This is a genomic window from bacterium (assembly GCA_022616075.1).
Classification (GTDB): domain Bacteria; phylum Acidobacteriota; class HRBIN11; order JAKEFK01; family JAKEFK01; genus JAKEFK01.
Genome location: JAKEFK010000232.1, coordinates 1 through 12,592 on the forward strand (window position 1 = coordinate 1; position 12,592 = coordinate 12,592).

11 protein-coding genes are annotated in these 12,592 nt (G+C 47.9%); 10 read left to right on the forward strand and 1 reads right to left on the reverse strand.

What is annotated here, in order from left to right; translation table 11 throughout:
- The first annotated feature begins 115 nt into the window (after nt 1-115).
- From L0156_19250 to L0156_19295, 10 genes are all read left to right on the forward strand, one after another.
- A complete protein-coding gene (locus L0156_19250; GenBank protein MCI0605127.1) occupies nt 116-1,720 on the forward strand; it encodes an FHA domain-containing protein in 1,605 nt (534 codons plus the stop codon).
- A 114-nt stretch (nt 1,721-1,834) separates the two neighbouring features.
- The gene (locus L0156_19255; protein ID MCI0605128.1) at nt 1,835-3,547 is read left to right on the forward strand and encodes an HD domain-containing protein; all 1,713 of its coding nucleotides are present in this window, start codon (nt 1,835-1,837) and stop codon (nt 3,545-3,547) included.
- Nucleotides 3,548-3,683: 136 nt separating this feature from the next.
- Nucleotides 3,684-4,493, forward strand: a complete 810-nt coding sequence (locus L0156_19260; GenBank protein ID MCI0605129.1) for a tetratricopeptide repeat protein — start codon at nt 3,684-3,686, stop codon at nt 4,491-4,493.
- A gap of 3 nt (nt 4,494-4,496) precedes the next feature.
- Nucleotides 4,497-4,838, forward strand: coding sequence for a roadblock/LC7 domain-containing protein (locus L0156_19265; protein ID MCI0605130.1), 342 nt, complete (start codon nt 4,497-4,499; stop codon nt 4,836-4,838).
- A 63-nt stretch (nt 4,839-4,901) separates the two neighbouring features.
- Nucleotides 4,902-5,840 (forward strand): signal recognition particle-docking protein FtsY, encoded by a 939-nt coding sequence (gene ftsY, locus L0156_19270; protein ID MCI0605131.1) that lies wholly within the window; start codon nt 4,902-4,904, stop codon nt 5,838-5,840.
- A gap of 96 nt (nt 5,841-5,936) precedes the next feature.
- Nucleotides 5,937-7,010: a bifunctional diaminohydroxyphosphoribosylaminopyrimidine deaminase/5-amino-6-(5-phosphoribosylamino)uracil reductase RibD gene (gene ribD / locus L0156_19275; GenBank protein ID MCI0605132.1), complete on the forward strand. Its 1,074-nt coding sequence runs from the start codon at nt 5,937-5,939 to the stop codon at nt 7,008-7,010.
- Nucleotides 7,011-7,036: 26 nt separating this feature from the next.
- Nucleotides 7,037-7,615 (forward strand): riboflavin synthase, encoded by a 579-nt coding sequence (locus L0156_19280; GenBank protein ID MCI0605133.1) that lies wholly within the window; start codon nt 7,037-7,039, stop codon nt 7,613-7,615.
- Nucleotides 7,616-7,654: 39 nt separating this feature from the next.
- Nucleotides 7,655-8,872: a bifunctional 3,4-dihydroxy-2-butanone-4-phosphate synthase/GTP cyclohydrolase II gene (locus L0156_19285; protein MCI0605134.1), complete on the forward strand. Its 1,218-nt coding sequence runs from the start codon at nt 7,655-7,657 to the stop codon at nt 8,870-8,872.
- Nucleotides 8,873-8,911: 39 nt separating this feature from the next.
- Entirely contained in the window at nt 8,912-10,240 is a 1,329-nt protein-coding gene (gene ffh, locus L0156_19290; GenBank protein ID MCI0605135.1) for a signal recognition particle protein, read from the forward strand.
- A 98-nt stretch (nt 10,241-10,338) separates the two neighbouring features.
- Complete coding sequence (locus tag L0156_19295; protein MCI0605136.1) at nt 10,339-10,983, forward strand: HAD-IA family hydrolase; 645 nt, start codon at nt 10,339-10,341, stop codon at nt 10,981-10,983.
- Here L0156_19295 and L0156_19300 read toward each other — a convergent pair.
- A partial coding sequence (locus tag L0156_19300) for a peptidoglycan DD-metalloendopeptidase family protein (protein MCI0605137.1) occupies nt 10,964-12,592 on the reverse strand: 1,629 nt, incomplete at its 5' end. The two genes, L0156_19295 and L0156_19300, sit on opposite strands and share 20 nt — an antisense overlap.

The following is a 12,592-nucleotide window of genomic DNA, read 5'->3' on the forward strand; positions in this document are numbered from 1 at the left end:
CCGGCCCCTATAGAACAGCCGGAAGTTCAAAAAATCTCTTCCGCATTCGATACGGAGAAGGAGAAGTAACTTTTCATCCGACCTCCTATGAAAAGATGGCGGGAAGCTTTCATTTATGTACAAGCTGGTTTTTAAAGACGGGGAGAAAATTGTATCTTTTCCGTTCCAGCATGGGGAAGTCCGCATCGGAAGAGCTTCCGATAATGATCTAGTCATCAACGATTTTGGCGTTTCCCGGCACCATGCAAAAGTGGTTGTAGAAAACGGCCAATCTTATATCGTTGATCTTGAATCCCGCAACGGAACCAGGGTAAACAACGCTCTGGTTACCAGACGGCCGCTTACGGATGGTGATGAAATCAGTCTTGGAAAATTTACCATTCGCTTCACAAAAACCACCGATGATCAAGTTCAAATAGACGAAGGAAAAGAAGAGAGTCTTTCCAGTCCCGGCACGTTCATCAAACCGATCAGCGACATTCGAAGAATCATTCCGGAATCTGTTTCTGTCACGGATGTTCAAGCGCACGAACCGGCAGCGATTCGAAACATTCAGAAGAGCAACCAGATTCTGCAGATTCTTATCGCGGTGGCAAAATCCCTTCTGACCGTGCAACCCCTGGACGAGGTTTTGAATCTTGTCATGAATTTGATTTTTGATCATTTGCCGGCGGAGCGCGGGTTCTTGATGCTTTACGATGAGCATACCCGCGAGTTGACTCCGAAGGTTGTGAAATACCGAAACCAGGCGAGCGATTCAGGAAAAATTACGATCAGCAGGACCATGACAAACAAGGTATTTCAAGATAAGGTTTCGATCTTGACTTCTGATGCTCAAATGGATCCACGATTTGATGGTGGCGCCAGCATTATTTTCCATAGCATTCGCTCGGCGATGTGCGCTCCGCTCTGGAACAAAGATGACGTCATCGGCGTTGTCTTTATCGATTCCTCTACGAGATCGGGATCGTTCAGCACCGAAGATCTGGACCTACTCACAGCGCTTGCGAATTACGCGGCGATCGGGATCGAGCAAGCCCGTCTGAATGAGAAGATCAAGGAAGAGCTCAAACGGCGTAGCCAGCTCGAACGATATCACTCTCCTGCGGTCGTCAACCGGATCATTTCCATGAGCTCCACAGACAGCAGCATCGAAGCGCAGGAATTGGATGTTACCGTTCTGTTTGCAGACATAGTTGGATTCACCAGCATGGCGGAAAACATGGAACCGCACCGCGTTTCCCTGATATTGAACGACTACTTCACGGAGATGACGGACATCATTTTCAGTAACGACGGAACCCTCGATAAGTTTATCGGGGATGCCATCATGGCTATTTTTGGCGCGCCGATTCCGATGGAGGACCATGCCCTGCGAGCTGTGAAAACGGCGTTGGAGATGAAGAAGCGTTTGCAGGAGCTGAACGAAGAAAAATTCACCACGGTGCCTATCCAAATTCGAATTGCTATCAATAGTGGACGGGTTGTGGCCGGGGATATCGGTTCCCCGAAACGTATTGAATACACAGTTCTAGGGAATACTGTTAATGTGGCATCGCGATTGGAATCATCGGTGGCCCGTCCGGATCAGATCGTGGTGGGGGAAAATACTCAGGCGATGATCGCCGATCTCGTCGAAACGGCATCCTTAGGTCCGTTCAATTTGAAGGGACTGGAAAAGTCGATTATGGTATATGAGATCCTGGGGGAAAAATCGTAATCGTGATCTGGATCGTAATCGTTATCGTTGATCAAGATCGTCAGTCTCGCGATTGCGAACACGATTAGGATTTATGATCACGATTAAGATCATGATCAGGATTACGATTTAAGAATGGCGATCTTCAAAGAGACCAAGATAAAGACCAGCATTTTAGTGACGCTCACTCTGCTGTTCTTTTTCATAGGCGTCATTCCGCTTTGGATCAGCAGCTGGAAACTGATTTTGATCAGCCGCGACAACCTGGATAAAAGTTTACGCGAGAATTTTTTCAGCATCGGTTCCACGGTTTCCACAAAGATTTCTGATTTTGTCACGGAGAACCGCACGCAAGTTCACGAATACGCTCTAAAAATGGCTCCGCAATTGCAGGAAAATTCTACGGAGCCGCCCGAGTTGATGCGGAATCCGGCGATTTTGAAAGTTCGCATTTTGAATCTGCAAGGGAAGGGTCCGTACTATTCCAAATTCAATTTTCAAGATCCGCAAGTGCCGAATCTGGAGTTCCAGGGATTCAGTCAGGCCGCTGAAGGCAAATCCTATATGAGCGCTCCTTATTATCATCACTCTGATGATGTTCCGATCCTGCTTTTTACGGAACCGATCCGGTCACGAGATGAAACAGTGATGGGAATTCTTTCCGTGATCGTCAGTGTGGAACCGCTCTGGAAAATGATCAACGAGCAAAGCGCAGGCGGGCGCAAGGTTTACGTTGTAGATTCCAAAGGCAATCTTCTTTTGCATCCGGACAAAGCGGAAATGCAAGCGCACAAAAATCTTTCAAACACCGCAATTGTTCGCGGATACTTGAATACAAAAGGAGCTGTAGAAGGAGTTCTTTCTTATAAGGAAAAGGATACGGAAATTTTGGGGGCCTATAGCTCGGTCAACGATCCCGATTGGGGTGTGATCATTCAGATTGATAAAGACATTGCTCTTGCTTCCGTCAATGACATGATCCGTACTTCGATTATCTGGGGAATTATTTTTGCGCTCGCCGCCTGCCTCGTGGGCTTTTTGTTTGCGCAATGGATTACTCGTCCGATCCAGGTTCTTGCACAACATGCGTTAGATATCGGGCGTAAGCAGAATTTTGACAAGAAAATCGAATTGAAGGCGAGCAACGAAATTCAGCAGCTTGCAGACACGTTTAATTTTATGACCGATGAGATCAAACAGAATATCATCGGTCTGCAAAATGCGGCGAGCGAAAACAAAGAATTGTTTATGAGCGCCATCCGGATGCTGGCTGCTGCAATTGATGCAAAGGATCCGTACACTAGAGGCCATTCCGAACGCGTGAAAGACTATTCTCTGGTCATTGCTAGACAGTTGTCTTTTGGTGCCGCTGAGCTCGAAAGAGTGGAAATAGCTGCATTGCTTCATGATGTTGGCAAAATTGGTATTGATGACCGGATTTTGCGAAAACCGACGAATCTGACGCCTGAAGAATTTGAAGTGATGAAGACACATCCGGATAAAGGGGCCAGCATTCTTGCGCAAATTGCCCAGCTTTCCGACATCATTCCGGGAACTCGCGCGCATCATGAAAACTACGATGGGTCCGGTTATCCGGGTAGACTGAAAGGGGAGGAGATTCCGTTGTTGGGACGTATCATTACGATAGCAGACACTTTCGACGCAATGACCACGGACCGTCCTTATCAGAAAGCTTTCACGCTCGAATTTGCGCTGAATCGTATCAGGGCCATGGCCGGCATTAAGTACGATCCGAAGATTGTGGAGGCATTCAGCCATGCATGCGAGGAAGGAAAAGTGACACTCCACAAACCTTCACGTCCTCGCGCTAAACAACCAGTAGCGTAAGAAGTGTCATAGCAATGAGTAATGAGTAATGAGCAATGAGTACCCGATGGTCTCTTCTTTCTGGTTTCATCACTCATGACTCATTACTTTGGCGCTCCATGTTATACTTTGCTTCCAAAATAAGGGTGGTTTTTTGATGAAGAAATCATTTACGGTGTTTTTGTTATTCCTCATTGCCGTTGCCATCGCGTGCAGCGGTAAAAAGCAATCTCAGACGAATCCAACGGACACCAAGGGCAGGAAGGGGCGGCCCTCTGAAGCATTGGCGCTCAGGGATGCCAACGATCTGCTTTCCAAAGGTCGCTGCGCTGATGCAACGAATTCATATCTTCAATTCTTGCAAAAATATCCAACCGATCCGGGTGCCTTGAACCTCCTGGGACTCTCCTATCTTTGCGAAGCAAAACACGACCTTGCGATAGCTTCCTTTCAAAAGGCGCTGCAAGTCCGGCCCAGTTACACGGATGTACATAATAATCTCGGCGTTGCTTACATGGAGCTTAAAAACTATCCCGAAGCGCGCAAGGAATTTTTGATTGCCCTTCAAGATCGTAACTACATGAAAGCCGGTCCATACTTTAATCTGGCAAAACTGGCATTTTCTCAGCAGAGTTATGAAGAATCCAGGGCGCTTGCTAAAAAAGCGATGGACCTGGTGCCGAAACAGAAAGATGGTTTGCCGGAAGAAGCAGCTCCACTTTTGCTGTACTCACTTTCCTTGGAACGACTCAACAGACTCGATGAGGCCGCCGTTGCCTTTCGCGATCTTTTGAAAATCGATTCACAAAACCTGGAAGCAAGCTATTCACTTGCCACAATTATGGCCCGCAAGAATCAACCCTGTGTCGCCCGTCAGTATTATCTGCAGGTTGTAGATGCTGATCCTCTAAGCGATCTTGGTCAAAAATCGATCGAAGCTCTCAAAGGGATTCAATGCCAGCAATAAGTGATGGCATTTGAATTAATCCTGCGTAGAATTTTTCTTCATAAAGAAGTCGAGGGTGTGATCTTTCTCGATTCCGAAGGGGAGGAGATATTTTCCTACGGAGAGATTGACCACGATCACCTTAAACTGATGGGCGCCTACCAGGGGATTGTGTTGAATAGCATCAGACGACTGGAATTGGGAAGGAACGGCACTGTGATCACACGATGCGGCAAGCGTTCGATTCTTACACATCAGCTCAAAGATGGATATTTTGTGAGTGTGGTTTTATCCCGGGATGCAAATATCGCGCATGCGCGTTTTCAGTTTGGAGACTATTTTTTATCCTTGGAAAAAGAATTATAGAACGGAGCGCGGGCATCTTACCCGCATTACGGGCCGCGGACTTCCAGTCCGCAAGGAGTTTTTGTGTTTGAATTCATAACCGAAGAAAAAACATTTTTACAGAAGTTGCGCTCAGGCCTCAAAAAAACCAAAGATAGTCTGGGCACGCAGCTTGATAAAGCGATGAAGCTGGGCCGGCCTGTCGATGAAAGTATTCTGGGTCCACTGGAAGAGGCTCTTATTCAATCCGATATCGGAGTCGGGCTTGCTACGGACCTGGTGGAGCTGGTGAATGATCGAATCAAGAGCAATCAGCTTTCGAATGTAGAAGCGGTCAAGAAGCTGATTCATGATGAATTACTTTCAATTTTTAAGAATACCGACCCGTGGTGGGAAAAGCGTTATCCAACACCTGCTGTATTCATGATCATTGGAGTGAACGGAGTAGGGAAGACCACTTCGATCGCTAAGCTGGCTCACGAATACAAGAAGCAGGGAAAGAGAGTTTTGATCTGCGCGGCGGATACTTTCCGCGCGGCTGCAACGGAGCAGCTGGAAATCTGGGCAAAACGGGTAGGCGTGGATATTTTGAAACAGCAAAGCGGATCGGATCCTGCGGCCGTTGTTTTCGACGCTTTGAACGCTGCGAAAGCGCAGAAAAGGGATCTGGTCTTGATCGATACTGCGGGACGGCTCCACACAAAAACAAACTTGATGCAGGAGCTTGCTAAAATTCGAAAAGTTGCAAACCGCGAAGTTGCCGGAGCGCCGCACGAAAGCTGGCTTGTACTGGACGCGACGGTTGGGCAAAATGGGATTGTTCAGGCACGCGAGTTCATGAACATCACACCGATTACGGGAATCATTCTTACGAAAATCGACGGAACTGCGAAAGGTGGAATCGTTGTGAGCATTGCAAAGGAACTCGGTGTGCCGATCAAATTTCTTGGCGTCGGTGAATCGCTGGATGATTTGATTCCCTTCGACCCGCAAAAATTCATCGATGCTTTATTTGAAGTATGATGAAGACCTGTGGGTAGGGGCAGGGCTTGTCCCTGCCCGCCTGATCATGAAAACATTCTATGGGCAGGCACAAGGCCTGCCCCTACCATACGATTTATGCTGGATCACTACTACTTAAATCTCGCGTATCAGCTTGCCTTGCAGAATGAAGGTGCCACTTCGCCAAATCCTGCTGTAGGTGCTGTGATTGCTCGAGGCGAAAACTTGATTTCGTACGGAGCTCACGAAAGAGCAGGTGAGCCCCATGCAGAAATCTTCGCTTTGCACAGGGCCGGCGCTCGCGCTCGCAACGCTACTCTCTACTGCACTCTGGAACCGTGCGCTCATCAAGGGAAAACCGGACCCTGCGTCGAGCAGATCATCGCGGCAGGCATATCTCGCGTTGTATACGGACTGGTTGATCAGAATCCGCTTGTTGCCGGAAAAGGAATCTCCGCGCTGGAACAGGCCGGTATTCAGACACAGCAAGTTCGCCTGAAAGCAATCGATGATTTCTATGAATCTTCTTTTAAGACATTGCGCACGAAGCGTCCTTATTTGATTGCAAAAGTTGCAATGACTGCCAACGGAATCATTTCACCGGCGGACCGCAACTCCCGTTGGATCACGAACGAGACGAGTCTCACCTGGGTTCATCAGCTCAGAGCGCGTTGCGATGCGATTCTTGTTGGCGCGGATACGGTGTTGTTGGATCGTCCACACCTCACAGTTCGCACGGATGCCGTTCAACGAAAACCCTGGCGCATCATTATTGATTCACGACTCAAACTGCATCCTGAGGAATGTTCGCTGCTGGAAGATGAAGGCCCGATTCTGATTTGCGGATCCCACACCGCGCCTGCATCGAAAGAGAATGCATGGAAGAATTATCCTGTTCGGATCCTGCGTTTCCTGAACGTGCAGGAACTCATGGCTTCTTTCTACGAAATGGGTCTTCAAAAGATTTTGATCGAGGGCGGCCAGAAAATTTTTACGTTCTTTCACGTTGCCGGAATGATTGATGAATACGTATTGATGATCGCTCCACGACTCTTAACAGGAAAACATTTCCTGAACTTCCTTGCGGGGCCCGAACAATCCCTTGCAGAAACCAGACGTTATCAAATCGATCTACCGGTCGAAGTGGATGGCGACCTCATTGTAAGAATCCGCCCTTCCTCAGCGACATAAAAATGTTTAGTGGAATCATTGAGGCTATGGGCAAGATTGTTTCCCTCAAAAAGACGGGAAGGGGAGCAGTATTGGAACTCAATACGAGCGGGATGACAAAAAAAATAAAACCGGGTGATAGCGTGGCGGTGAATGGAGTTTGCCTGACCGTGACCGGTAAGACCGGAAGTAGGCTTCTATTTGATATTTCCGCGGAAACTTGGGACCGGACAAACCTTTCGTCTTACAGGAAGAACCAGAAATTGAATCTTGAATCTTCGGTGACACCGCAGTCGATGCTTAGCGGTCACTTCGTTCAGGGACATGTCGAGGGTTTGGGCCGCGTTCAAAAGTGGATTCGGAACGGGGAAGATGTTCGACTCTTTGTGACACTTCCAGGTGCGTTGATGGCTTCTTGTGTCTCGAAAGGTTCGATTGCGCTCAACGGAGTGAGTCTGACGATTGCGTCACAGAAAGGACGAACAATTTGCGTGGCGCTGATTCCATACACGCTGTCGCATACGAACCTGAATGAACTAAACCCGGGCGATCTCGTCAATGTGGAGACGGATATCATCGGTCGCTACGTTGTCAGCACCCTCAAAAAGACATATGATAACCCTTAACTATTGAACTCTTGAACCCTTTGAGCTCTTGAACCCTTTATGAAAAGTCCTTTTATCAGCCTACCGAAAGCAATTGAAGAGATCCGGGCGGGTCGAATGGTTGTTGTCGTCGACGATGAGGACCGTGAAAATGAAGGAGATCTGACGATTGCGGCGGAAAAAGTAACACCCGAAGTCATCAATTTCATGACGAAATATGGAAGGGGATTGGTCTGCCTTGCCATGACCGGCGAACGTTTAGATGAATTGCAAATCCCGCTGCAGGTAACAGAGAACACAGCAAAATACGGAACTGCATTCTGCGTTTCGATTGAAGCAAAGCGGAATGTGACCACCGGAATCTCAGTTCACGACCGCGCACAAACAGTATTGACGGCCATTCATTCCGACACCAAGCCTTATGATCTTGCAAGACCGGGACATATTTTTCCATTGCGAGCATGTCAGGGAGGTGTTCTGGAGCGCGCGGGACAAACAGAGGCTGCGGTTGACCTTGCAAAGCTTGCGGGGCTCTATCCTGCAGGCGTGATTTGTGAAGTCATGAATGATGATGGAACGATGGCACGAGTTCCGCAACTCATTCAGTTCTGCAAAAAACGTCGGTTGAAAATGATCAGCATTGCCGAGCTGATCCGCTACCGCATGCAAAACGAAAGACTGGTGCGGAAGGTGGCGGACACGAATCTTCCCACTCGTTTTGGCAAATTCCGCCTGAAGGCTTTCGAAAACGTGATCGACAAATCGATCCATCTCGCATTGGTTTGTGGTGAGATTTCACCGGAAGTCCCTATTCTGGTGCGCGTTCATTCCCAATGTTTGACCGGCGATATTTTTCATTCCTGGCGGTGTGATTGCGGTCAACAGCTCGAGCGCGCGTTAGAACTCATCGCCGCCGAAGCAAAGGGCGTGCTCCTGTATTTGAATGGTGACCGGTTTGAGGGAAGAGGAATCGGATTGCTCAATAAGCTCCGCGCCTATGAACTGCAGGATAAAGGCGAGGACACCGTGGAAGCCAATGAGAAACTCGGATTCAAAGCGGATCAAAGGGATTATGGAATCGGCGCGCAGATCATGATTGAAATCGGCGTAAAAAAAATGCGCCTCATGACAAACAATCCTTCTAAATACATCGCGCTGGGTGGTTATGGCCTGGAATTGGTGGAACGGGTCCCACTGGAAATGACCCCGCACGGCTCCAATATTAAATATTTGCGGACCAAGAAAGAAAAACTCGGCCATCTTCTTTCCGGCGTCTAGCACTGGTTACTGGCCACTAGTCACCAGTCACTTAAAAAAATGTTTGATCAGCTTAGCGAAAAATTACAACGAACTCTAAAGAATCTTCGCGGTGAAGGGAAACTTACCGAGGCTCATATTGAATCGGGTATGCGCGAGATCCGTCTCGCATTGCTGGAAGCTGATGTCAATTTCAAGGTTGTAAAAGCATTCATCGATGCGGTAAAAGGGAAATGCTTAAACCAGGATGTGCTGGATTCTCTGACTCCCGGGCAGCAGGTCGTCAAAATTGTTCGAGACGAACTCATTCATATTTTGGGAGATACAAATGCAGATATCATTTTTTCGGAGCCACCCACAATTTACATGCTCGTTGGATTGCAGGGCTCCGGCAAGACAACTTCGGCGGGTAAATTAGCAATCTGGCTGCGGAAACAGGGAAGATCTCCGTACCTTGTTTCAACCGATGTGTATCGACCTGCAGCCATTGATCAGCTTGCCATTCTTGCGAAACAATCTCAGATTCCGTTCTATCCTTCTACTCCGGATCAGGATCCTGTGGATCTTTCCAAGAAAGCTTTGTACGAAGTCAGAAATACCGGTTATTCGGCGTTGATTGTGGATACTGCAGGACGTTTGCATCTGGATGATGAGCTCATGCAGGAGCTGCAGAGGATGAAGGAGGCAATTCGACCTCACGAAATCCTTTTCATTGCAGATGCGATGACCGGACAGGATGCGGTTCGAAGTGCGGAAGCCTTTAACAATGCCCTCGATATTTCGGGAATCATCCTCACCAAAATGGATGGCGATGCAAAAGGTGGAGCCGCGCTTTCAGTGCGCATGATCACTCAAAAGCCGATCAAGATGGTGGGCACGGGCGAAAAACTGAGCGAGCTGGAGATCTTTCATCCCGACCGTATGGCTTCTCGCATTCTCGGAATGGGCGACGTGCTTTCGTTGATTGAAAAAGCAGAGGAAGCATTCGATAAGAAACAGGCGGAAAAACTCGAACGGAAACTGCGCAAGGAAGCTTTCACGCTGGAAGATTTTCGCGATCAGCTTCGCCAGATGAAAAAACTCGGTCCGATCTCGCAGATTTTAGGAATGCTTCCAGGAATGAATGCCTCCGCGTTGAAAAACATCAACGTCGATGAATCAGCTCTCGTAAGGATCGAAGCCATCATTAATTCCATGACACCGGCAGAGAGGGCAAATCATTCGTTGATTAATGGGAGCCGTCGCAAACGAATTGCTAAAGGGAGTGGCACGACCGTAGAAGAAGTAAATAAGCTTCTCAAGCAATTCGTGACTGCGCAGAAGATGATTAAGCAAATGACCGGTATGATGGATCCGAAAAAGATGAAATTTCCTTTCCCCCCACGATAGCTCTTTCTTAACGCAGAGAGCGCAGAGGACGCAAAGGCCGCAGAGATAAATTTTAATTTTTTCCTCTGCGTTCTCCGCGACTCTGCGTTAAGAAAAAAATGTTTAGAGCGATCATATTCGATTTGGATGGAACTCTCGTGGATGCGTATCCTGGCATTCATGAAAGCCTCAATGAGATGCTGCGTGAGCTGCATCTTCCGGAAGTCGATTTGCAAACCGTCAAGCGGAGAGTGGGACGCGGAGTTGTAAATCTGATGCAGCAATCGGTTCCGCCTGAATTAGTGGACCATGCATTAAAACTATTTCGAGAGAGTTACGACAAGACCCATCTAAGTGGAACTTTTTTGCTGCCGGATGTGCGGGAAAGCCTCAAAGCGTTGCGCGAGCGCAATATCTTGCTTGGTATCGCGAGTAATAAGCCAGCCGATTTTACGCGAAATATTCTCACGTACCTTCAAATAGATGAATACTTTTGTTGTTGCAGTGGACCGGAAGGAGAAATCCAGCCCAAACCGCATCCTTCCATGCTTCAAGACATGATGAGAAAAATGCGTGTATCAGAAAACGAAACTTTGTATGTTGGAGATATGACGCTAGATTCCGAAACCGCGAAGAATGCCGGCGTCCGCCTTGCCCTCATAGCAACGGGTGGTCATAGTAAAGAAGAATTGCGGGAAATTCAGCCAGATTATTTGCTCGAGCGCCTTGGTGATTTGGTGGAAGTTATAGAACGCGGAAGTTAGAGGCTGTCGCGGTTACGGATGCGATTCTGGTTGATTCATCGAATCTCACGCCAGACAACTGCTGAATAATGTCCGCGGAAACAATCTGGAACTGTGATACTTCTGTTTTGGAAAGCGGTGCTGCTTGCGGTGATTTGATACTCAGGAAGTTTATGTACTTTCCGTTTTTCAGGTAGCGGAAATCCAGGTGTGGTCCCGTGGAAAGTCCGGTTGTTCCTACATAGCCGATTACCTGACCTTGCGACACTGAAGCGCCGGGACGAACGCCACTTGCGAATCTTGAAAGGTGGCAGTAAACGGTTGCAATTTCCCTGTCATGCTGAATCTTGACCGTTTTCCCAGCGCCCCCGGCCCATCCTGCAAGCGTCACTTTTCCGTTTCCGATGGCGCGAACAGGCGTGCCGATCGGCGCTGCATAGTCAATGCCGTAATGTGGACGACTTCTCTTAAGAATCGGGTGAAATCGGTTGCGCGAAAAACCGGCGCTGATCCGGGAGAACTTTAGGGGCGCCGCGAGGAATGCTTTTTTCAACGCTTTTCCATCCGGCGAGAAGTACTCCAGCTTGCCATTTCTGCGATATCCGATCGCCTGGTAAGTTTTTCCTTTGTTCGTCAGCTCGGCGGCCAATATACTTCCATAGCCCAGCGGTTCTCCGTCCACATATTTTCGCTCGAATATAATTTTGAAAGAGTCCCCTTCTTTCAAATCTTTAAAAAAGTCGATATCCCATTCGAAAATATCCGCAAAATTGATCACGAGTTCATCTTTTTCGCCGATCCGCGCCAGAGAAGCATACAGTGAGCCATAAATATAACCGCCCCTTTCTTCTACACGCGTCTCAACATTTCTGAGTAAGAGCTCGGCTTTAATCAAGCCTTCGACTTTGCTGACGACGAGAGTTTGAAGAGGATCGATCGCGTATTCGAGACGTTGAAAGTCCTGCTCATCGGATGAAATTACAGTGATCACTTTGCCCGCTTGAATCCTCCCGAGGTTGTAGATATCCTTTGCGCTCTCGTAAATCTGCTGGATCGTTTCCGAATCATATCCGTGGGATTGCATCACTTCTGTGAACGTTTCGTGTCGATCTATTTCCAGTTCTTTTGTCGTAAGTGATGGAGGTTGTTGGATGAAACTAAAGTCCGGCACAATGGGAGAAATGCTCATTAAACCGGTGTTAAGTTGTTGCTGTTCTTTACTTTGTGTTAGATGCAGGTAGGAATAAGCGCTGGATAGTGAGAGAATGAGGATCAGAATCATCCGACGAAAAGGAACAGGATAGCGAGTTCGGAAGATGATTTTCATCACTTTGCAACAAAACTGCACCATATGAATACCAGCTTTCCTGATCCTTGTCAATATTTTTTTGATACGGCTGTCGCATATCGGAACCGTCGCTGTCAAAACGTGTGCTACAATATCCGGTTTTTCTGGTTTACCGCAGAGGTCGCGGAGAACGCAGGAGTGGACAAGAATTCTTAGTTTTTTCTCTGCGATCTCTGCGTTCTCGGCTGTAAGGATCATGCTAAAACTGAGCAAAAAAGAGATTCGTATTTTGTGGTTCATTCGCAATTCACGGCATAAAACCACCATTGCCGAAATCGCAAG